This is a genomic window from Aliiglaciecola aliphaticivorans (assembly GCF_054782055.1).
Genome location: NZ_BAAGTF010000028.1, coordinates 26,866 through 47,748, shown reverse-complemented (window position 1 = coordinate 47,748; position 20,883 = coordinate 26,866). Strand labels below are relative to the sequence as shown.

General features: G+C 40.0%; 20 protein-coding genes. 5 read left to right on the top strand and 15 right to left on the bottom strand.

The window, feature by feature from the left end:
• The first annotated feature begins 137 nt into the window (after positions 1-137).
• Entirely contained in the window at positions 138-638 is a 501-nt protein-coding gene (locus ACYVIL_RS14945) for a DUF2244 domain-containing protein (protein WP_303476955.1), read from the top strand.
• An 11-nt stretch (positions 639-649) separates the two neighbouring features.
• Here the strand turns inward: ACYVIL_RS14945 and ACYVIL_RS14940 are convergent, their stop codons facing one another.
• From ACYVIL_RS14940 to seqA, 7 genes are all read right to left on the bottom strand, one after another.
• Positions 650-973 carry a heavy metal-binding domain-containing protein gene (locus tag ACYVIL_RS14940; RefSeq protein ID WP_216050300.1) on the bottom strand — a complete coding sequence of 108 codons (324 nt, stop codon included), beginning with the start codon at positions 971-973 and terminating at the stop codon, positions 650-652.
• The gene (locus ACYVIL_RS14935; protein ID WP_460313173.1) at positions 967-1,392 is read right to left on the bottom strand and encodes an HIT domain-containing protein; all 426 of its coding nucleotides are present in this window, start codon (positions 1,390-1,392) and stop codon (positions 967-969) included. Before ACYVIL_RS14935 ends, ACYVIL_RS14940 begins: the two co-directional genes overlap by 7 nt.
• Before the next feature lie 9 nt (positions 1,393-1,401).
• Positions 1,402-2,427, bottom strand: coding sequence for a succinylglutamate desuccinylase (astE, locus tag ACYVIL_RS14930; protein WP_303476960.1), 1,026 nt, complete (start codon positions 2,425-2,427; stop codon positions 1,402-1,404).
• Positions 2,428-2,495: 68 nt separating this feature from the next.
• Positions 2,496-3,809 (bottom strand): putative bifunctional diguanylate cyclase/phosphodiesterase, encoded by a 1,314-nt coding sequence (locus ACYVIL_RS14925; protein ID WP_460313170.1) that lies wholly within the window; start codon positions 3,807-3,809, stop codon positions 2,496-2,498.
• Between the two features lie 175 nt (positions 3,810-3,984).
• On the bottom strand, positions 3,985-6,477 hold the full coding sequence (locus tag ACYVIL_RS14920) for a glycogen/starch/alpha-glucan phosphorylase (protein WP_460313168.1): 2,493 nt from the start codon (positions 6,475-6,477) through the stop codon (positions 3,985-3,987).
• A 196-nt stretch (positions 6,478-6,673) separates the two neighbouring features.
• Positions 6,674-8,326: a phosphoglucomutase (alpha-D-glucose-1,6-bisphosphate-dependent) gene (gene pgm, locus ACYVIL_RS14915; RefSeq protein WP_460313166.1), complete on the bottom strand. Its 1,653-nt coding sequence runs from the start codon at positions 8,324-8,326 to the stop codon at positions 6,674-6,676.
• Positions 8,327-8,354: 28 nt separating this feature from the next.
• Entirely contained in the window at positions 8,355-8,951 is a 597-nt protein-coding gene (seqA, locus tag ACYVIL_RS14910; RefSeq protein WP_303476966.1) for a replication initiation negative regulator SeqA, read from the bottom strand.
• 273 nt (positions 8,952-9,224) lie between these two features.
• Here seqA and ACYVIL_RS14905 point away from each other — a divergent pair, with 273 nt between their 5' ends.
• From ACYVIL_RS14905 to ACYVIL_RS14895, 3 genes are read left to right on the top strand one after another with little or no spacing between them, the layout of a single operon-like run.
• The gene (locus ACYVIL_RS14905; protein WP_460313163.1) at positions 9,225-10,142 is read left to right on the top strand and encodes an AAA family ATPase; all 918 of its coding nucleotides are present in this window, start codon (positions 9,225-9,227) and stop codon (positions 10,140-10,142) included.
• A 1-nt stretch (position 10,143) separates the two neighbouring features.
• The gene (locus ACYVIL_RS14900; protein WP_460313161.1) at positions 10,144-11,115 is read left to right on the top strand and encodes a DUF58 domain-containing protein; all 972 of its coding nucleotides are present in this window, start codon (positions 10,144-10,146) and stop codon (positions 11,113-11,115) included.
• Positions 11,112-13,136, top strand: a complete 2,025-nt coding sequence (locus ACYVIL_RS14895; protein WP_460313159.1) for a transglutaminase family protein — start codon at positions 11,112-11,114, stop codon at positions 13,134-13,136. Before ACYVIL_RS14900 ends, ACYVIL_RS14895 begins: the two co-directional genes overlap by 4 nt.
• Positions 13,137-13,197: 61 nt before the next feature.
• Here the strand turns inward: ACYVIL_RS14895 and rlmM are convergent, their stop codons facing one another.
• The 4 genes from rlmM to ACYVIL_RS14875 are packed head-to-tail and all read right to left on the bottom strand — an operon-like array spanning position 13,198 to position 16,153.
• Positions 13,198-14,265, bottom strand: a complete 1,068-nt coding sequence (gene rlmM / locus ACYVIL_RS14890) for a 23S rRNA (cytidine(2498)-2'-O)-methyltransferase RlmM (RefSeq protein ID WP_460313178.1) — start codon at positions 14,263-14,265, stop codon at positions 13,198-13,200.
• On the bottom strand, positions 14,261-14,632 hold the full coding sequence (locus ACYVIL_RS14885; RefSeq protein ID WP_460313157.1) for a DUF423 domain-containing protein: 372 nt from the start codon (positions 14,630-14,632) through the stop codon (positions 14,261-14,263). The genes rlmM and ACYVIL_RS14885 overlap by 5 nt, the downstream gene beginning before the upstream one ends.
• Positions 14,629-15,264 carry an alpha/beta family hydrolase gene (locus ACYVIL_RS14880; protein ID WP_460313155.1) on the bottom strand — a complete coding sequence of 212 codons (636 nt, stop codon included), beginning with the start codon at positions 15,262-15,264 and terminating at the stop codon, positions 14,629-14,631. The genes ACYVIL_RS14885 and ACYVIL_RS14880 overlap by 4 nt, the downstream gene beginning before the upstream one ends.
• On the bottom strand, positions 15,248-16,153 hold the full coding sequence (locus ACYVIL_RS14875) for a transcriptional regulator GcvA (RefSeq protein ID WP_303476981.1): 906 nt from the start codon (positions 16,151-16,153) through the stop codon (positions 15,248-15,250). Before ACYVIL_RS14875 ends, ACYVIL_RS14880 begins: the two co-directional genes overlap by 17 nt.
• A 232-nt stretch (positions 16,154-16,385) precedes the next feature.
• Between ACYVIL_RS14875 and ACYVIL_RS14870 the strand changes: the two genes are divergently transcribed.
• Complete coding sequence (locus ACYVIL_RS14870) at positions 16,386-16,664, top strand: hypothetical protein (RefSeq protein ID WP_303476984.1); 279 nt, start codon at positions 16,386-16,388, stop codon at positions 16,662-16,664.
• A gap of 16 nt (positions 16,665-16,680) precedes the next feature.
• Here ACYVIL_RS14870 and kdsA read toward each other — a convergent pair whose 3' ends face one another.
• The 4 genes from kdsA to ACYVIL_RS14850 form a co-directional block, all read right to left on the bottom strand.
• On the bottom strand, positions 16,681-17,532 hold the full coding sequence (kdsA, locus tag ACYVIL_RS14865) for a 3-deoxy-8-phosphooctulonate synthase (protein WP_303476987.1): 852 nt from the start codon (positions 17,530-17,532) through the stop codon (positions 16,681-16,683).
• A 78-nt stretch (positions 17,533-17,610) separates the two neighbouring features.
• Positions 17,611-18,426: a SirB1 family protein gene (locus tag ACYVIL_RS14860; RefSeq protein WP_460313152.1), complete on the bottom strand. Its 816-nt coding sequence runs from the start codon at positions 18,424-18,426 to the stop codon at positions 17,611-17,613.
• A gap of 80 nt (positions 18,427-18,506) precedes the next feature.
• Positions 18,507-18,878 carry a SirB2 family protein gene (locus ACYVIL_RS14855; protein WP_303476995.1) on the bottom strand — a complete coding sequence of 124 codons (372 nt, stop codon included), beginning with the start codon at positions 18,876-18,878 and terminating at the stop codon, positions 18,507-18,509.
• 205 nt (positions 18,879-19,083) lie between these two features.
• The gene (locus tag ACYVIL_RS14850; RefSeq protein ID WP_460313150.1) at positions 19,084-20,634 is read right to left on the bottom strand and encodes a DUF3369 domain-containing protein; all 1,551 of its coding nucleotides are present in this window, start codon (positions 20,632-20,634) and stop codon (positions 19,084-19,086) included.
• Between the last annotated feature and the right edge of the window lie 249 nt (positions 20,635-20,883).

Genomic DNA, 20,883 nt, shown 5'->3' with positions numbered 1-20,883 from the left:
CACCGCTGATCAGTTAGCATTAGTCTCGGCATGGTATTGAGTTGTTAGTTTATTTTTGGCGAAACAAATTATAACTCTTTACCATGCCGCTCAAAAACCAATCACGAAAGATCAACAGGCCCTAGTCATTATTAGCCATGGTTAAACACTTTACTCAAAATAAGCACACCATTATCACCTTAAGTCCAAATTGTTCAGCCAGTTGGAAGGAGATAAAATTAGTCGTATTGCTGATAACAGTATTTGTCCTGTTAATTGCGATAATTTGGGCATTCTTGGGGATTTGGTTAATTTTGCCCTTCGCGGGTTTTGAAGTCGCACTACTTGCTTTTTTAATGCATAAAGTCAATCGGCGTTGTTACAGCCAACAAGTCATTACCATTAACCCAGATAAGGTTCAGATAGAATGTGGTGTCAAACAGCCCGTATTTAAATGGCAGTTTGAAAGGCGAAAAACACACTTGTCAGTCATAGAGGCAGAAAATGCATATGACCGACTACAAATGATGTTAACTGATGAGAAAATCAGCATTAAGCTAGGAGAGTTTTTAAATCAACAAGATTGTGTCATTGCTCGCGACTTACTCACCCAAAATGGCATCATGGAAGTGAATGACAAATGGTGGAAAACTCACTAACAAAATCTTATTCAATCGACGTATTTTACCGCAGTTCCGCAAATACTCACCATAAGCATACTGCCATTTTGACCAATAACTTCATAATCAATGTCAACTGCAATCACTGCATTAGCGCCCATCATTCGAGCTTCTTCGGTTAATTCAGTAAATGCGATTTTGCGGGCTTTAGTCAATTCTTGTTCATAGGATCCCGAACGCCCTCCGACTATGTCACGTATTGAAGCAAAAATATCTTTGAGTATATTCGCCCCCATTATTGCTTCGCCTACTACCACACCGTAATAATGCTCAATTTTCTTACCATCTAAGTTATTTGTGGTTGTCACTAACATATTTTTTCTCCTAATAAAGTGGCCATTTTGTCCATTAAAGTCGTTGAATCCGCACTTTCATAATGCTTAGGGGTTGCAACTCCCCACACGGGCTTAGGCCAGGCGACATCGTTTTGAAATCGGGCAATATGATGAATATGCAGTTGCGAAACCATATTACCGAGGGCTGCTATATTCAATTTAAAAGGTTGAAATACATGTTTGATAGATTCACTCAGAATTTTAGACTCATACCAAAGCTGACTTTGCTGAGTTTCATTCAAGTCAATAATCTCAGAGACATTGTTAACCCGGGGCACTTGGATAAACCAAGGGTATTGAAGATCGTTTAATAGTAAAATTTTACTCAGAGGTAAATCACATACCTCAAAGCAGTCTTTGGCTAATTGTGGGTCGAGTTGGAAATCAGCATTATGCATGCTTTCTCCTTATATTTTTGTTGCGACTACTGTTAACAGTGCCCGTTGTCCAATTGCCACGTTTTCATTTGGAAAAACAATGGCTTCATTATCAAACTCACAGCGGTATTCCGCGCCCGTTTCAGAGGCTAACAAATATCCTTTTTCAAAGTCAGTAAAATTTGGGGTATCAGTATCGAAGTGTAATTTGAAATCTGCTTGATGCTTATTGATGACCTGATTCACTCGATAAATAAAACATTTCCGGGGCGAAAATTCAGGTAATTTCAATTCTTTTTTGACGATAAGATCAGTTAAGGTCTTTCTAACGGCGACAAATTTAGACATATCATTTTCACCGAATCGCTGAACCTTTCCTAATTCAACGGTAAACCCATGAGCGCCAAACTGGTGAGATGAATAATAACTAAAAGTAGTAGTGGGGCTTTCAGAGAGTAAAAAAGTGTTCACCCCACAAGCATATAAAAACGCCAGCTGTTCAAGGCTGTGTTGCTTACCATGCAAAAATGGGTATACCGCAAATTTGTCATTTTTAGACGCCCGAATAGCAGTGTGCAAATCGTAATGTAAACGCTCTGAAGCACTCCCTCCTTGAGTATAAAAATCTGCTACCACTTGCTCCAGCTCTTTTGCCCGCTGCCGTTCGACGTTGTTCCCGCCGGCAGAGGTAGCATGAGCACCGCTAAACAATCGATTTAAGTTTTCTTCTACAAAACGCTTTTCAATATCCATTGACGGTAAATTGGCAAAAATAACCAAAAGTCGATGTTGAGGGTTGAGTTCTAAACGAAGAATTTGTGATACCAAATCATCGCATATTTCAATGGGTGCTGTTTCGTTCCCGTGAACGCCACAAGACAACACTATATCCTTTCGAGAGGAACCCACTGGGGTAAACTGAATGATCCCCGGGCTAGTTATATTGACGATGACACCATTGGCTAACACAAACTCAGTGGGCTGATTAAATAATTGAGGTTCGGTTCTGGAAAGCGCCAGAAATTGACCTGATAAGGTGAGCCTCTCAACTAACATATAACCTCTTAATGTTATAAATAATGGCAGCTAGCTAGTTGCCAAGTTACAAACCAGACACACTGGGTTTAAGCAGGTCTGGACATAAATGGCTGTGACGTTCCCACTATTAAATCTGTATGATACAAGTGAACAAAATCACCTTGTGGAATCGCTTTGGAAAAGAGAAATCCCTGTCCGCACTCAATACCAATTTCGCGCAACATATGCATTTGTTCTAAGGTTTCAATGCCCTCAGCTACTATGTCACAATTTAGCGCTCTTCCAATCACTTGGGCGGCTTGAATAATAGCCAAGTTGACTGGGTTTTCTTCCAATCTCAGTACGAATGTTTTATCTATTTTTATCGCATCTAAAGCCAAATCACGAATATAGGCTAAATTCGAATAGCCTTTACCAAAATCGTCTACAGATACTCGCATTCCCAACCCTCGGGCTTCTGACAACTGACGTTTAACCATCAACGAATTAGAAAGTGCTACGTCTTCGGTTAGTTCAAGTTCTAAGCAGTTTAAATCGATATTATAGCGTTTCTGCAACTCTCGCAGCTTGGGAATAAACTTAAAGTCGTATAACTGAGTGGGTGACATGTTAACCGACAAGACAATATCGATCCCTTGCTGTTTAAAATCCAGTGCACTTTGAAACGCTCTTTCTAAGGTCCAGTTTCCCAATTCATTCATCATATTATACGATTCAGCGGCTTCGATTAAAGCGCCAGGAAATAACACACCGTCTAAAGGGTGGTTCCACCTTAAAAGGCACTCTGCCCCAACTATTTTCAAGGTTTTTAAACTAACTTTAGGTTGGAAATAAATCTCTAATTCATTATTTTGAAATGCCCGCTTCAAATCGGCTTTTAACGCTAAAGAACGACCACTTTGGCCTTTTTGGCTCATATTGAGAATATGTAAATTCTCGTACTTATTTTCTTTGGCTTGTTTTAACGCGGACTCGGCGGCAGCCAGTAACTTAATAGTATCTTGATTATCTGGTTCATTCGCCACTGCACCAACGTTAAAGTCTGCAATAAACGCATGGCCGTCAAAGTTTATGGGCGTTTTGAAATGTTCTACTAAGTGATCAAAATGGAAACGCAATTGTCTATCACCATGGCGACCAGGGATCACGATCCCAAATATGTCCCCACTCATTCTGCCGAATAAAATTTCTCGTCCAAATAAATACTTAATGCGATTAGCGATAGCCAACAAAATAAAATCGCCGACTTGGTAACCAAGGGAACTGCTAACGTCTGAAAAGCGCACGACATCAATTAACATTAAAGATAACTTGTTATCGCGCTTCACCGCTTCATCGATACGATCTAAAAACGCATATCTATTTGGAATTGTTGCTAACGTCTGATGAGCCTGACCCATATTATTTTTCTTATTAGGCACCCTGCTAGGCGATTAATAAGATTCTATACGTATCTGGGTACAATTGAAAAGGCTCAATTACATAATTGAGCCTTTTCCTAGCGTATTCGCTGTTTTGTTCATCAAAGAGTTAATTTAGTCAGGGTCTATTTTTGCCTTCACTTAAACTATTTACTTAGAAGCCTTGTTCTACCTCACAAGCGTCTAGTTTCCAAATTCGATCGACGTAATTTTGTATGGAACGGTCCGACGTAAACTTGCCCATTCTGGCACAATTTAGAATGGCCATACGCGCCCACTCTTTAGTGTCTCGATACGCCTTATCCACCTCTTTTTGCGCATTTGAATAGGCTTCAAAATCTGCTAACACTAAATAAGGATCACCGCCTTCAAGCAAACTATGCTTCAACGAAGATAAGGCTCCAGGTTTACCAGGGGTAAAATAGTCGGTTTCCAACCAATCTAAAATCGCCTTAAGTTCGGAGTTTTGATAATAATAATCGTAAGGGTTGTAACCTTGCGCATGCAACTGCTCAACTTCTTCTACGGTTAAACCAAAGATAAAGATATTCTCATCCCCCACTTCTTCGGCAATCTCAATATTCGCGCCATCCATGGTGCCAATAGTCAAAGCACCATTTAATGATAGCTTCATGTTACCTGTGCCTGACGCTTCTTTACCCGCCGTTGAAATTTGCTCAGATACGTCTGCTGCAGGGATCATTTTTTCAGCTAAACTCACCCGATAATTGGGCAAAAACACGACTTTTAATTTTTGATTCACTCGCTCGTCGTTATTAATACGCTCTGCAACCATATTGATAGCGTAAATAATATCTTTGGCTAGCTTATAGCCCGGAGCGGCTTTAGCACCAAATAGAAAAACCCTCGGATGCATGTCGTAGTCGGGGTTCTCCAATAGCCTGCGATATAACGCCATGATGTGCAGTAAATTTAGATGTTGACGTTTATATTCATGTAATCGTTTGATTTGAACATCAAAAATAGCTTTAGGATCAATTTCAATTGCGGTTAAATTTTTCACTTCAGTGGCTAGGGCAACTTTATTATTAAGCTTGATTTTCATAAAGTCTTTTTGAAACTTAGCTTCCTTTGCAAACTTCTCAAGGCCTTTTAATTTATCTAAGTGCAGTGGCCAGTCAGTACCAATTTTTTTGTCTATCAATGCTGATAATTTCGGGTTACACGCTTTTAGCCATCGACGGGGAGTAATGCCATTGGTTACATTAGTAAGCTTGTTAGGCCACATCTGGTCAAACTCTGGAAATAAATTGCTTTTAACTAACTTGGAATGGATCTCAGCCACCCCATTAACCGCGAATGAGCCTATGACGGATAAATTCCCCATACGCACCATTTTGTCGCTGCCCTCTTCAATAATTGACAACTTTTGCTTGATCTTATTATCACCAGGCCACTTTTTTTCAACTTCGGCTAAAAAGCGAGAATTAATTTCGTAAATAATCTCCAAATGACGAGGTAATATTTTTTCAATCATTCTTGCTGGCCACTTCTCTAGCGCCTCAGGCAATAAAGTATGATTTGTATAAGCGAAGGTTTGATGACAAATTTTCCATGCATCATCCCAATCCAGTTCGGCGCGATCCACCAAAATACGCATTAATTCTGGGATCGCGATGGCGGGATGGGTATCATTCAACTGAATAACAACTTGTTGAGAAAAACGGCTCCAATCATCCCCATGAGCGCGTTTGTAGCGCCGAATAATGTCTTTAAGTGAACAGGCACAAAAAAAGTACTGCTGAATTAAGCGCAACTCTTTACCTGCTTCGGTTTCGTCATTAGGGTATAGAACTTTAGAAATGGTTTCGGCTTGCACATTTTCTGATTGGGCATCAACGTAGCCACCAGCATTGAATACATCCCAGTTAAAATAACCTGAAGCTTGGCTTTGCCATAGGCGTAAAACGTTGACGGTTTTACCGCCAAAACCAACCACTGGAATATCCCAAGGAATACCTTTTACAATAGAACCAGGGTGCCACTCTTTTAATATACGTCCATTTTCACCGTATTTAGTTTCTACATAGCCAAATAATGGTACTTCTTGAATAGATTCAGGGCGGCATATTTCCCAAGGATTACCATAATCTCGCCAACTATCTGGCCGTTCGATTTGCACACCATTTTTAATTTCCTGACGGAACAACCCATTTTCATAGTGAATACCATAACCAACAGCGGGCAGGTCCATAGTTGCAAGGGAGTCGATAAAACAGGCCGCTAAACGCCCCAGCCCGCCATTACCGAGTGCCATATCAGGTTCTTCTTCCATCACATCAGTAAGACTAACGCCCAATTCTTGAAGGGCTTGTTCTGTCACTTCAAATAAGCCTAAATTATGCAAATTATTCGACATTAAACGACCCATTAAGAATTCGGCGGAAAAATAATGTACCGCACGAGTATCGTTTAAATAATGGGATTTTTGAGTACGGCGTAAACGCTCGAGGACTTGTTCTTGTACAGCAGCGCAAGCCGCTTTCCACCATGCATGATTGTTGGCTTTATTTTCATCTGTCCCCAAAGAACAATGGAGGTGACGGACAATTGAATCTTTAATATCACTCTTACTGAGCTTCTCTGGCTCATCTAAGGCTTTGCTTTTAAGATTAACTTTTGGCATGACAGAACTTCCCACTATTACAACTAACAATTCAATCTAAAAGCTGTAATAAAATTACAGCTCATATTATGACCGTAGTTGTAGCAGGAAATTCCAATCAATTCTGTTAATAAATTGTTAATTTAAAGCTTTTAATTGATTTTTTTATAAAAAATCGGCCATCATTAACAAATTAAAAACACAATAAACACATTTTTTAAACACTTTTCGATTTAAACACGCCATCTACTAAATTTTGCGCTTCATTTAGAAGACTATCTAGGTGTGTTTCACCATTAAAACTCTCTGCATAGATTTTATAAACGTTCTCTGTGCCGGAAGGACGAGCGGCAAACCAACCATTTTCGGTACTTACTTTCACCCCACCAATAGCAGCATTGTTGCCTGGCGCATGGGTTTGAATGTTGTTGATTTTTTCACCCGCTAGTTGAGTAGAAGTAATCACCGATTTATCCATTTTGCTTAACACTTGTTTTTGCTCATGGCTGGCAGCAACATCAATGCGCTTGTAACATGGTGAACCGAACTGCTCTGTTAACTTTTGATAATGTTCACCAGGGTCGCTGCCCGTAACCGCCATAATTTCGGCCGCTAATAAACATAGAATAATACCATCTTTATCGGTTGCCCAAGGCTGTCCATTTCTGCGTAAGAAAATACCACCGGCACTTTCCTCCCCAGAAAAGCCAAACTCACTGTTTAGCATGCCTTGTACAAACCACTTAAAGCCCACCGGCATTTCTGACAACTCTCGCCCTAGGGATTTAGCAACTCGGTCGATCATGCTGCTGGAAACTAGGGTTTTGCCAATTTTCAAATGGCTCGGCCAATCACTGCGGTGTTGGTAAAGGTAGTTAATCGCTACTGCTAGGTAATGATTAGGGTTCATTAGGCCTGCTGTTTTAGTGACTATTCCATGACGGTCGAAATCGGGATCATTACCAAAGGCCACATCGAAGTCTTGACGAAGCTCTATGAGACCAGCCATGGCATAAGGAGAAGAACAATCCATGCGAATTTTGCCGTCTTTATCACGGTGCATAAATCCAAATTGTTGATCAACTTTATTGTTCACCACCTTAATATTCAGGTTATATCTATCAGCTATTTTATCCCAGTAGCCTAACCCCGCCCCACCTAAGGGATCGGTCCCAAGGCTCAATCCTGCTTCGGATATGGTTTTTAGATCCACCACTTGATCGAGTTCGTTTACATATTGTTCGCACAAATCGACTTCTTGAACAAACTCCGATTTCATCGCCGAATCAAAGTCCATTCGTTTAATTTCGGAGCACCCAGCGGCAATAATGCTGTTCGCTCTATCTTGGATCCAGTTAGTCGCATCCCCGTCGGCAGGACCACCATGAGTGGGATTATATTTAAACCCACCATCTTCAGGTGGGTTATGGGAAGGCGTAATTACCACACCATCGGCTAACCCCGATTGCTTACCACGGTTGTAATTAAGAATAGCGTGGGAAACCACAGGTGTAGGTGTATATCCACGGGCCTGTTGCACAATCATGTTAACCTGATTCGCCGCTAAAACTTCTACTGCTGTAATAAAAGCAGGCTCTGATAATGCGTGGGTGTCCATACCGATGTACATGGGGCCAGTGGTATTTTGATTGCTTCGGTATTCAGCTAATGCCTGACATATAGACGCAATATGCACATCTGTGAATGTATTTAAAAAAGCACTACCACGATGACCAGAGGTACCAAAGGACACAGCTTGTGTTGGGTCGTCTAGATTCGGTTTATTGGAATAATAAGCGCTGACTAAACGCGCAACATTGACTAGTTGTTCTGGAGCGGCCGGCTGTCCTGCCTGTGGATGAATTGCCATAATAATCCTAGTAGTGAGTTTTAGTGAGTTACGCTTTAAATATTTTACTTAAGCGTTCTAAATTGCTTTTAGAATACCCTAACAAAGCAGCGGTATTAGTTAGCATAGTACATTTTTTCTCAGTATTGTTATTCGTGACTACCCAATATTCAGAACCTGGGATTTGTTTTGGATTGGTGCTGCTGCCTGACTCTAACAATTTCTTTTTATCGGTCGCAAAATAGAGTCGACCTTTACCTTTTATTTCCAATACAGCGTTAAAACGTTCTGGATGAGTTTGATGCAATGCACCTAGCATCTTTAAAAAACGTTCAACTTTACTCATGGGCTGATCGAAAGTTTCTTGATTTAACAAGTCGAACAACGAACTTGCATCAACCACTTCGTCACCGGTTGTTTGTGCGTTTGCCTGAGCATCTCGGGCTTTTTTAACTTTATTTATATCTTTAACTTCTCTATTCACTTCTGCAGGTTTAGACACGTCGACATTGGGGTTCTCCCCTGCTTCTAACCCTAACTCGTCAATCAAAATTCGACGCAAGATATCTGAAGCACTTTCACCGATATGCTTAGTTTGAGAGGCAATAAATCCATATAGTTCATCGTCGATAGTAATCGTTTTCATTTTTCTAATAACTGCTATTTAAAAGTGGCACTATTATAGGACGAATGATATTTTTTTTTCAGTAAAAAATTCACTTCTCTTTTCTAGTTCGCTGTATTTGCTACTTATTACTGACATACCTTGTTATTTTTTAGGTCTAAAGATCAAAAATATAATTGGATTTATACCTGTGTATTAACCCCAAGAGTTACACTGTGCATCCCATAGTCTAAAATTAAGGTAAGTGAGTATTACGTTTCAAATACTAAAATAAAAAACAAGGTATTGCTAACTATGCATCCACAATTGCAAGATGCCATGAATCAAGTATCACAACAGGTCATTGGCAAACCCAAACAAATTAAATTAGCCTTTACCTGTTTATTAGCTAATGGCCACTTATTAATTGAAGATTTACCTGGCATGGGTAAAACAACGCTATCCCACGCCCTTGCACGCGTGTTTGGATTAGATTTTTCACGCATCCAATTTACGTCAGATTTGTTACCCGCCGATATGCTTGGTTTAAATATTTTCGATAGCACAAAGCAATCGTTTCAGTTTCACCCTGGGCCTATTTTTAACCAATTGATTCTCGCCGATGAAATTAATCGCGCGAGTCCAAAGACACAAAGTGCGTTATTAGAAGCAATGGAAGAAAAACAAGTAAGTTTAGATGGGGAAACACGAACATTACCCACCCCATTTTTTGTCATTGGAACGCAAAACCCTATGCATCAGTCAGGTACCTACCCTTTACCAGAATCTCAACTTGATCGTTTTTTAATGCGCATTCAATTAGGCTATCCAGATTGGCAAGCTGAAAAAACCATGCTTTTAGAACAGAATATTAATGTCAATAAAACACCTCAGCCTAGCTTAAGCATTGCCACTTTTATTCAAATGCAAGAGCAGGTGATGAAAATTAACGTATCTGATGCGATTCTAGAGTACATCCTTAAATTAGTTACCCACAGTCGAGAGAACGAAGGTTTCCCTAACCCACTATCGCCGCGAGCAAGTAAAGCCCTTTTACAAGCGTCTAAAGCATGGGCATTTTTGCATGGTAGAGATTATGTGATCCCTGAGGATATACAGGCAGTGTTGCCGTCAGTTGCAGAACACCGCATGCGTGCGGCCTTGTCCGACTTTAATGGACAAACAAGCTTGAGTGATCGCTTATTAGAAGCCATTGATCCCTTGGCAGCTTAATATGTTTGGATGGCAAGCTGTGGCTGAAAGGTGGCTAAATAAGCGAATTCCTGAAGCGCATAAATATAAATTAAATTACCGAAGTATTTTCATTTTTCCTTCACGCTTTGGTGGTTTATTCCTACTCTTATGTCTTGGCTTGTTTATTTTAGGAAGTAATTACCAAAATAACTTGATGATATTCTTATGTTATTTTTTACTCTCTCTGTTCCTATTAAACCTTTTTATCGCTTATCTTAATTTTGCCAAGTTGGAAGTTCAATTGGGCAAGGTAAAACATGGATTTGCCGGCGAAAAGCTGCAAATTCCCATATGGATCCACAACAATAAACGCGTTTCTAACGGACTTCTCAAGCTCAACTTTTGGAAATTAAAACATAGTGTAAATATTGACTTGGACGATTCTACTTATCCGGTTTACCTGCCTTTGGATTGTGAAGCTAGAGGCAAATTAAAGTTACCTCGAGTGACACTTACCAGCACCTACCCACTTGGTTTAATCAGTTGTTGGACTCATCTGGCATTTGTATCAGATATTCTGATTTACCCGAAACCGCTGGCGAGTAAAGTGCGGTTAATCAGTAAAGATGATTCGGCGGAGGTAAATGAAGCAGATTCAACAGCTAAAGGCCATGATGACTTTGATAGTTTAGCCCCATATAAACAGGGGGAACCTCTTTATCACGTAGCATGGAAACAAGTGGCGAAAGGCCAAGGCATGATCTCTAAGCAGTTTTCTAATCAATCTGGGGCTACAGGTTGGTTAATGTTGGCCTCATTACGCGCTGCGGATATAGAACAAAAGCTTAGCGAGCTATGCTTTCAAGTGATTGAATTAACACGAAACAACAGCACATTTGGGCTGGATTTAGGCAACCTTAAAATTGAGCCCAGTAGTGGCACAGAGCATCAAAATGCCTGTTTGAAAGCGTTAGCTCTGCACTCGCCGTACTTAAAAGGTGTAAATGCATGATATCTTCTTCTAAAAATCATGCTCATATCATTCTAACTCTGGTCTTTTTATGTATTAGCTTGAGTTTACTAGCGCCTGTGATGGGCTGGATTTTGATTTTAGTCGTTTGTGCCGTAGTGATGCGTAGTGCCTTGTACTTGGACTTACACAAACATGCACCGTCAGTGCGCACACTAAACCTTCTGGCGCTATTAAGTGCAATAGTACTAGCCTATTTTAGTTTGCAGCTTGGTGTGCTCTTGGGCATGATAAACCTACTTGTTTTGGCTTGTTCGTTAAAATTGATGCAACTGCGAAGTATTAAAGATTATTATCAATTAATCACTTGCTGTGGCTTTTTAATTGGTTGTGGTTTTATCTTTCAAAATAGTATCGGTTTTAGCCTTTTCTATTTAGTCCTGACATTGCTCCTTTTACTTTCTTTGGCATGCCATATTAGTCCAAGCCTGGGAATTAACAAAAACCTAAAACGCATCGCCGTCATGGGTGTACAAGCCTTGCCTATTGCCGTTTTGTTATTCATTGTTTTACCTAAAATTGGACCTTTGTGGCAAATGCCGACCTCTAAATCCCATCAAACTGGACTCGCGGAAAAAGTTACTCCCGGTGATATAGCGCAACTATCTCAAAGTGCAGATTTAGCATTCAGAGTCACGTTTAGTGGCAATATCCCCTTACCGCAAGAACGCTATTGGCGTGCCATAGTGATGGAAGAATTTGATGGTAAAACCTGGCGAGTATCGCCAGAACGTAAAGCGATCCAGCGTCAATACAAGCAATACAATAAAGAATTCAAGCCAGTACTAAGTGGCCGCTATTTCAGTTATCAAATCATCACCGAGCCGACTCATCAAAACTGGTTATATAGCATCGATATTGGTGTGCCTGATAGCCCTCAAAGCGCGAACCAAATTTGGCAAAGTCATGAGTACCAATTAACCAGTAACACCGCATTGGTGAGTAATTTTCAATATTCATTACGTTCATACCCTGACGCTCCACTAAACCAAGCCCTCTATAGTGTCGATCATCGAATTAATACCCAACGCCCTGATTCAGGGAACCCAGAAACTCAGCGCTGGGTTAAAAATTTAAGACGTCAATTTCCCAATGATCAAGAATTCATAAACCAAGTGCTCGCTTTTTTTGCTGAGCAACCCTTTGAATACACCTTGCAGCCCCCCTTGATGCAATCAAATCCAGTAGATACTTTTTTATTTGAACAACAACAGGGGTTTTGCTCCCACTATGCTTCAGCGATGGCATATATTTTACGACTAGCAGATATTCCTGCGCGCCTAGTAACCGGCTATCAAGGAGGCGAAATGCGTGAGCAAGATTACATGAGTGTATATCAATATGATGCCCACGCCTGGATTGAAGCTTGGCATTCTGACAAAGGTTGGCAACGATATGATCCCACAGCCATTGTTGCCCCTAATAGGGTGACATTTGGTTTGAAAACTGCGATAGAAGAGGCTGCAGAGTTGATAGATTCACCGTTTTCTCTCGACGGTTTTAGCTCCATTGCTTGGTTAACAGATGTAAGACTGTTTCTACAGGATATCGACTTTGTGTGGACAAAATGGATTTTGGGTTTCGATAAAAGCGCTCAAAAAGATCTGATTAAATCATTGATTGGAGAATTAACCCCCAAAAAATTAGCTCTATTTGGATTAAGTGTGATTGGCTTAATTGGGCTACTATTAGCATTTTTCTTTGTGCCATCGTTACGTGGTAGAAAACGTGATTATATTAGCCAATATTATCAAAAATCAGAAAAACTGTTAGCTAAGTTACATATTTACAGACCAAAATCCCAAGGGCCTCTAGATTTTGCCAATAGTGTTGAACGCAAACTTCCCAATTCGTTGCATCAGCCATTTAATCAAGTCACACAAATATATATGCAACACCAGTATACAAAGACAACGCAACAACAAGCTTCTCATAATAAAGCACTGATGAAAATTCAATGGTTGAGGTTGAAAAAAGCAGTTTCTCGTCAGCTAAAACACTAAACCAAGCGTTTTCGCTCTATATTACAAGGAGACAAATTTTTTCCCGCGGAGATCTAACCTGTCATAAGTTAGTTTTAATATGAACAGTGACTTCTTCCCGATCGTGATACAAGTGTTTAGCTTGCCATTCATATTTAACAGCATGCTTGGTCATTATCTCATCCACAATTTTTTTCGCTTGAGTAACCGATTCATGTCTTTGTTTCATCGGCAGTTTTAAATTAAAAATGGCTTCTTTACACCATCCTTTAACTAACCAGTTTGCCATCAATTTAGCAACACGCTGGGGCTGTTCAATCATATCGCACACTAACCACTGAACATTCTTTTTTCTTGGCTCAAATTTAAAGCCATCTTCAGGAAAGTAGCTTACTTGTCCTGTTTCCATCAAATTTTCATCCATGGCACCGTTATCAACGGCTTGTACAAACAGTCCTCGCTGCACTAATTGATAAGTCCAACCACCAGGGCATGCACCTAAATCAACTGCATGCATACCCGGCTCAAAACGCTGTGACATCTCAGCTTTAGGGATAAACAATTGAATCCCTTCATCTAATTTAAGGGTTGAGCGGCTAGGAGCTGATGATGGAAAACGCAGACGTAAAATGCCCAAAGGAAAGGGGCTGTGCTTTTTAGGGTTAGATAACCCTAGCATCACTTCTGTACCCGTGACAAAAAACACAAACAAACACGGCTTGTTATTTTGTTCTTTTGCGGTAAGTAAATTGTGCTTACGTAAACTTTGTCTTAAGGGTACGGCTAATTTTCGACATAACTTTGATAGTTCGCGGCCATCGGTTGTATCCGCATACTCCACCCGCAGTTCACCAAAAAGAGTCTTGTCGTGTAAATGCTCAAGTATCGGCGATATGCGATCTGAAGTGTCAGTTAAAGAAATAGGATCAGTACTTGCAAACATTTGCCGAGCAAATACTAATTCTCGGACTGCTAATTGTTGAATTACCTTTTCAGCATCCCCATCTTGGTGGCATATGAACTGAACAAATCCAGATTTTTTTGTAAACCGAGGGTAACCGTAAACTCCCAGTTCACTCAGTTTTTCCTGTAACTCAGAACATAAATCAGCCTCAAATCCTGCACGGCAGTAGAACAGTAGCGAATTAATCCTCATATTCGTAAGCAGCCACTAATAAACACACCCATCCTGCAACAAAACACAAACCGCCTAATGGCGTAATTGGCCCAACCCACTTTAGATTAGTGAAAGCTAAGATATAAAGACTGCCGCTGAAAAATAAAATGCCGAAAGCAAATGATCGCGCCCCCCAAATTAACCATTCATTTTTCCAGTAAGCGTAAAACACCAAAAAAGCTAACATGCCTAGACTGTGAGTCATTTGATACTGCACTGCAGTTTGAAAGTAACCTAACGAACTTGCCGGCAATGTGTCTTTTAATGCATGAGCTCCAAACGCGCCCAGCAACACTGACAGTGCAGCACCGCAAGCAGCAAACATTAATAAAAACTTCATATTTGTCCCTTCATAAATTTTATTATTTGATCGGCAGCCGAGCGAATATGCTCATCTACCCCAATCCCACTCGATTTAAGCGGTACAAAACTATGATCCGCTGCCGCTAAAAATTGAACATCGATAATGCTAGGAAGTTGATAAGACTCCACTCGACTTCGGTTGCCAAACGTATCTCGCTCCCCCTGAATAATCAGTATAGGTAACTTAGCGTCATATAGGTGTTCAGTACGTTGTTTTTCTGGTTTACCAGGCGGATGAAAAGGATAGCCTAAACAAATGACACCTTTTATAAGGTTAACGTTTTCGACTGTCCCAGCAGATTCCAGCATTGAAGCCATTCTTCCGCCCATGGATTTACCACCAATAAACAGTGGCAATTCTGTATCGGCACTATTTACCATCTCTGTAAAGTCTTGAAGTAATATATTAGCTCTATCTGGTGGCTGACGTTTATTTTTTTCAGCCGCGCGAAGCATATACGGAAAATCGAAACGCACAACTTCGACTCCCCCTAGACACAGCAACTTGGCGATTTGTTCCATGAAATGACTCTGTTTATTTGCTCCCGCTCCGTGGGCAAAAATAAAACGTGCAAATGGCTTATCTGGGCGATCAATTAATATCTTCATCTTGCTCCTCTTCAACCTGTTCCAAAAGCCAATGCCTAAAAGTAGCAATTTTACCTAACTCTGCTTGGGATTCATGACAAACTAGGTAATAACTACTTTTGCTAACTAAACGCTCCTCGAAGGGACAAATTAACCGTCCTGAAGCCAGTTCGGGTCTGGCCAGCACACTATTTGCTAAGGCAATTCCCTGACCAAGGGCAGCGGCTTGGAGTACCATCATCGTGTGACTGAATATTGGACCTTGCTCTACTTTCACACCGTTTATATGAAATTGTCTTATGAAGGTTTTCCAGCTTTCTCGGGTACTGTCGTGTAATAAGCGATGATGTTTAAGATCGTTGAGACTCTCTAATGGTTTAGAGCCATTAAACAGCATTGGCGAACAAACTGGGGTTAAATATTCAGTATGTAGTTTGTCTACTTTTAACCCTGACCATTTACCTCTTCCATAATAAATGGCCACATCAACGTCGTCTTCTAAAAAACCATCGTCAAAATCTATGGCTTTGATCCTCACGTCAATATCAGGGTATTGCTGACTAAACTGGTTGACCCTTGGAACTAGCCATTGAATTGCAAAACTTGGCGGCATCGCTACGGTTAAAGCGCCTTTAGCACCTGCGGCTAACAGCCTTTCAGTCGCTAAATGTAGCGATTCAAACAATTCCTTTAATTCTAGGTAGTAGCTTTGTCCTTGCTCTGTGAGCAGTAAAGAGCGATTCTTTCTTAAAAATAATTTGATTGAAAGAAACTCTTCTAAACTCTTAATTTGATGGCTAACGGCTGCTTGCGTAACAAAGAGTTCATCTGCCGCTTTGGTAAAGCTCAAATGTCTTGCAGCGGCTTCAAATGCTCGTAGCGCATTTAACGGGGGCAATCTGCGATTCATGACAAATCTTATTTTTAATGGATTGAGCTAAGGATAAACTAGAAACGCCTAACATTCATTAGTTTTTCTAATGCTTATCCATACTAAATGTCATTTTTAAGGTTCTACATTATTGTATAAAATAGCGACAAGTTAAAATTTTATGTATGTAAAACATTAACTTAATTTGGTGTTTTTGTTAAATAAATATGACAAAAATGATAATTTATAATGAAATTAATTTAGAGAAAAAATGAAAAACTTAAAATATCTTACTTTAGCAATAGCATTAAACACGAGTGTTTTTACTGTAGCCAATGCAAATGAAACAGCTGACATGGGCTTGTCATTAGCCTCAACCATCGACGCGTTACTTCAACAAAACTTGGCAGACCTTCAACCATCGACGGCAATCGAAGCTTCTCAACTTTCTGTTGCATCTCAAACTGCGACACAAGCACTACAAAAACTTGTGGTTGAAATTGAAGAAACTTCTACTGCAAACAACAACACGGCGAAACTAACTGAATAAGTTCGCCGTGAGGCTTTTAGTTAGCGCTAGTGTCTAAAGGTTCAAAACTTTTGACCAGGTCGTCTAACTGTTTCATTTGTAATAAATAAGGTTCTAATTTATCTAGTTTTAACGCACAAGGTCCGTCACACTTAGCTTGATTAGGCTCAGGGTGAGCTTCAATAAACAATCCAGCTAGACCGAGTGACATACCACTGCGAGCAAGTTGAGCCGCTTGAGCCCTGCGACCATCAGCAGAGTCTGATCGCCCACCTGGCTTTTGTAATGCGTGTGTTGCATCGAAAATAACCGGCGCATAATCTTTCATTTCATCCATGCCAAGCATGTCAACTACAAGATTATTATAGCCATAACAAGATCCTCGTTCACACAGTATAACTTTGTCATTACCGGCTTCTAAAAACTTATTGATGATATGACGCATTTCGTGAGCGGCTAAAAACTGCGGTTTTTTAACGTTAATAATTGCATTAGTTTGAGCCATTGCGACGACGAGATCTGTTTGTCTGGCTAAAAACGCTGGTAATTGAATAACATCGACAATTTCAGCGACAGGTTTTGCCTGATGAGGCTCATGTACATCTGTAATGAGTGGAACATCAAAGGTGTTTTTAATTTCTTCAAATATTTTTAAGCCTTCTTCCATTCCAGGACCACGATAAGAATGAACCGATGAACGATTGGCTTTATCAAAAGAAGCTTTAAAAACGTAAGGAATATTTAATCGCGTGGTGACTTCTTTGTAATGTTCAGCAATACGCATAGCTAAATCACGAGACTCTAGTACATTCATACCACCAAACAAAACAAAAGGTTTGTGATTAGCAACCTCAATATTGCCAACGGAAATAGTTTTTAGATTATTCACTTAAATTAATTCTCTATGTTAAGGCATTTATAATAATGACAGGCATAGTAGAAATATTGTAGGACGTAGTAAAGAGAATTAATGTAAAACCACGCTTACGGCATTTTCCCAATTGCGCATATGCAGCTTCAGTATTTGTGCAGAGGGATCTTGTGGGCAGTGCTCTATGAAAAATTGATAATCCGCTTTAGCCACTTGCGGACACTCTAATTGATGAAGTAAAAACCCGCGGTCACGACGCTCATAAGGATCATTGGGGCAAAATTCAATCAATAAGTCGACCGCCCGCAGGGCCATTTGATAGTTTTCCTCGCGGATGTACGAAGCCTTTAAGTTGTGTAACAACCTCACCAATATTTCTTCAGTAGTGGCCACGTTCAAAATATCGGCTGGCATTTCCTCATCTTCTGTTTCCCCGACGATACTAAAATATAAAGCCTCTAATTCTTGCCATTTAATAGTGTTACCATTTAGCGGGTCAATAAATAACAGTCGCTTTTCTGCGGTTTGTAAACGAATTAAAAAGTGTCCAGGAAAGTTAACCCCCTTCACGTTGAATCCTAACTGATTTGCGATGGCAGAAAAAACAATGGATATAGTGACAGGAATCCCAGTGTGATAATCGATGACTTTATCTATCAAACTATATCGAGAATTAAAGAGATCGTTTTCATCGCCACTAAACGCCAATGCAGTGTAAAAGCCATCAAGTAGCTGCTGAAACCTATCTAGTTCAGGTGCTGCAGAATCAATCTGTTTGGCAACTTTATTAGCGAGAATTTCAATTTGTGCAATGTATTTAAAAACATCCACACTTTTTTCAAATTGCTGAGTTAGTAATAAACTCGCCAATAAAGAATTTTTTTCATTGATTGCATGCTCAAGCGATTTCACTTTACCCTCAGACGACGTTACATTTATGTCTTGTTATCGGGGTTATCACCGTAAACTTAATAGCAATCAGTCTCTAAATTTTAGAATGCAATAAGGCCTTGTTTACTAAACGCTAAATTCGCAGCTAATGACAAACAGGCGATAGCTAAAGCAAACCCGCCCCATTGTTTAAGAGTCGAATTGGCAAATTTTAAGACGTAAAACCCCAAACCTATGTAGGCGATAACGAGTAGGATTTTTTGCCACAACCAAGGATGCTGAATAGGATTAAAAGGTACAATAAAACATAGTGTTATCGCCGAAACGAGTAAAACGGTATCGACAATGTGAGGGACGATTTTCACCCATTTTTTATGTAGCAATGCAGATTTACGTTGTAACCATACAAATCGTAAAATAAACAGAATAATGCTTAAAGCCACTGCAGTAAGGTGGAGATGTTTAGCCATCATGTACATAAAACGCCCTTTTTAATTACTATGTTTCGGTGGATAAATTCGAGCCTCAATATAAAGGAAGATGCATAAAGCGACCAGCACTTTATGTTAAGTCACTGCTCAAATTGGATTTTTATGAATGATATTGGCTAGATTATTCTGCCGTTAAGTTTAATCAGCCACCAGCTTGTTAGTGTGGCTGTCTATTAAATATGCTGAGTTAAATAGGATCGGGAAATTGTTGCTGGATATTTTCAAATTTATCTAGATTGGCAAAAAGCATGTCAACCAGCTTGGGCTCAAACTGTTTTCCCTTTGCCTGTAAAAAGGTTTCTTGAACTTTGTCCAACGACCAAGCGTCACTACAGATTAATTCACTGCGCAGGGCGTCGTAAACATCGGCGACGGCGGTTATTCGACTGTACAGGTGAATTTGTTCGCCTCTTAAGCCTCGAGGGTAGCCATTACCATCCCAATGTTCATGGTGATCGCGGGCAATTTCAGCCGCAGATTGAATAACTTGCCGCCGAGAGTCTTTCAATAAATCATAGCCTATTTGTGCATGCTGCTTAGCGCTATTTTTTTCCTGTTCATTGAGTGGTCCTGGCTTACTTAATATATGTGTAGGTACACTTAATTTTCCAACGTCATAGAGGGGTAATGCCAAACTAAATATTTCAATCTGAGTTTCAGAAAGACCATATTCATTAGACAAAAGCCTGCACATTTCAACCATTCGCTGAATACGCATTCCAATCCTAAACTCTTTATTGATCGCCGTCCCCAAACGTTCAATTATTTCACGTTGTGAATCTTCTATATCTTTAGTCAGTAGCACATTGTCAAAAGCTATTTGCACGTTATCACTAAATATACTCAAAAGTTTCCTGTCATAACGATTCATCTTTTTGGGAATACCGGATAAATACAATAACGCCCCATTAGCATGTTTGCCTTGGCAATAAGCTGCTACATATTCTTCTCCATAAACAAGGGACTTTTCTTCTAGCGCTTGCTTACAGGCGATAAGCCCCTCTCCTGTTACCACATCTTCTAATAGCGCGCCTTCTTGACCTTGATACTCGCCTTTTCCAGAAAAAAGAAAAAACTTTTTAGGCTCTAAAATATCAATTGGATTGGGCGCTGCAACGGCAGAAGTGATATATGCGGCATCTTTTGTTCCCCCCAGTAATGAGGATAGCTGCTGAATAATCCCTTCTATAAAATTTTCTAAGGAACGTATCGAAAACAAATTTGCGGAGGCAGAAATAATTTTCTCTAAGCCTTTTCGGTTTTCCTCAATCACCATAATGTCTCGGTAAGAACGCAGTGAGGCAATGATGACCGTAAATAACTTTTGAGCGGTTAATTCTGTTTTTGATTTATAATCATTAATATCATAATTTAAAATAACATCACGTTCAGGGGCTTGTCCGGGTTGCCCGGTTCGTAAAATAATTCGCGTGAAATTATTATGCAGCTCATTACGTATATATTCAGCAACTTCTAAACCAGCCTCATCTGTCTCCATCACAACATCTAACAAAACAACCGCGATATCATTGTGTTTTTGGAACATTTCTTTGGCTTCATCACCGCTATAGGCGCTAATAAAATTGAGCCCTTTTTCCTGAAAAACAAAATCGTTCAACGCAAGTCTAGTCACCGCATGAACCTCAGGTTCATCATCAACTATGAGGACTTTCCATACACCTTTTTGAACTTCAATTTCTTCATCTGTATCTTCAGCGAACAGAAACATATCAGACATAGCAAAACCCCATAGATAATTCTCGGCAATAATCTAACACTTAGAATCTTCACGAGCCATAGAAATTTGAAATCACATGAAAGGATTTGAGTTATCGAATAACTCAACGCGATCTTAGGAAATCATTTACTTCCTATTGGTAATTAACATCCGCTTTATCGAACGCTTTATCGAAGACAGCCACTGTTCATATTTCGTGGACAGCCATCAAGAGACTTTATCGTGGACAGCCACTGTTAAGGCTTTATT

Excerpts from the sequence above, each read along its gene's own strand:
- seqA (WP_303476966.1), bottom strand. The coding sequence starts at position 8,951 with ATGAAAACGATTACTATCGACGATGAACTATATGGATTTATTGCCTCT.
- ACYVIL_RS14925 (WP_460313170.1), bottom strand. The coding sequence starts at position 3,809 with ATGGGTCAGGCTCATCAGACGTTAGCAACAATTCCAAATAGATATGCG.
- ACYVIL_RS14940 (WP_216050300.1), bottom strand. The coding sequence starts at position 973 with ATGTTAGTGACAACCACAAATAACTTAGATGGTAAGAAAATTGAGCAT.
- ACYVIL_RS14885 (WP_460313157.1), bottom strand. The coding sequence starts at position 14,632 with ATGAAGTTTTTATTAATGTTTGCTGCTTGCGGTGCTGCACTGTCAGTG.
- astE (WP_303476960.1), bottom strand. The coding sequence starts at position 2,427 with ATGTTAGTTGAGAGGCTCACCTTATCAGGTCAATTTCTGGCGCTTTCC.
- ACYVIL_RS14935 (WP_460313173.1), bottom strand. The coding sequence starts at position 1,392 with ATGCATAATGCTGATTTCCAACTCGACCCACAATTAGCCAAAGACTGC.
- ACYVIL_RS14900 (WP_460313161.1), top strand. The coding sequence starts at position 10,144 with ATGTTTGGATGGCAAGCTGTGGCTGAAAGGTGGCTAAATAAGCGAATT.
- ACYVIL_RS14945 (WP_303476955.1), top strand. The coding sequence starts at position 138 with ATGGTTAAACACTTTACTCAAAATAAGCACACCATTATCACCTTAAGT.
- ACYVIL_RS14880 (WP_460313155.1), bottom strand. The coding sequence starts at position 15,264 with ATGAAGATATTAATTGATCGCCCAGATAAGCCATTTGCACGTTTTATT.
- ACYVIL_RS14905 (WP_460313163.1), top strand. The coding sequence starts at position 9,225 with ATGCATCCACAATTGCAAGATGCCATGAATCAAGTATCACAACAGGTC.
- ACYVIL_RS14855 (WP_303476995.1), bottom strand. The coding sequence starts at position 18,878 with ATGATGGCTAAACATCTCCACCTTACTGCAGTGGCTTTAAGCATTATT.
- ACYVIL_RS14870 (WP_303476984.1), top strand. The coding sequence starts at position 16,386 with ATGAAAAACTTAAAATATCTTACTTTAGCAATAGCATTAAACACGAGT.
- ACYVIL_RS14875 (WP_303476981.1), bottom strand. The coding sequence starts at position 16,153 with ATGAATCGCAGATTGCCCCCGTTAAATGCGCTACGAGCATTTGAAGCC.
- ACYVIL_RS14920 (WP_460313168.1), bottom strand. The coding sequence starts at position 6,477 with ATGCCAAAAGTTAATCTTAAAAGCAAAGCCTTAGATGAGCCAGAGAAG.
- pgm (WP_460313166.1), bottom strand. The coding sequence starts at position 8,326 with ATGGCAATTCATCCACAGGCAGGACAGCCGGCCGCTCCAGAACAACTA.
- ACYVIL_RS14850 (WP_460313150.1), bottom strand. The coding sequence starts at position 20,634 with ATGTCTGATATGTTTCTGTTCGCTGAAGATACAGATGAAGAAATTGAA.
- ACYVIL_RS14895 (WP_460313159.1), top strand. The coding sequence starts at position 11,112 with ATGATATCTTCTTCTAAAAATCATGCTCATATCATTCTAACTCTGGTC.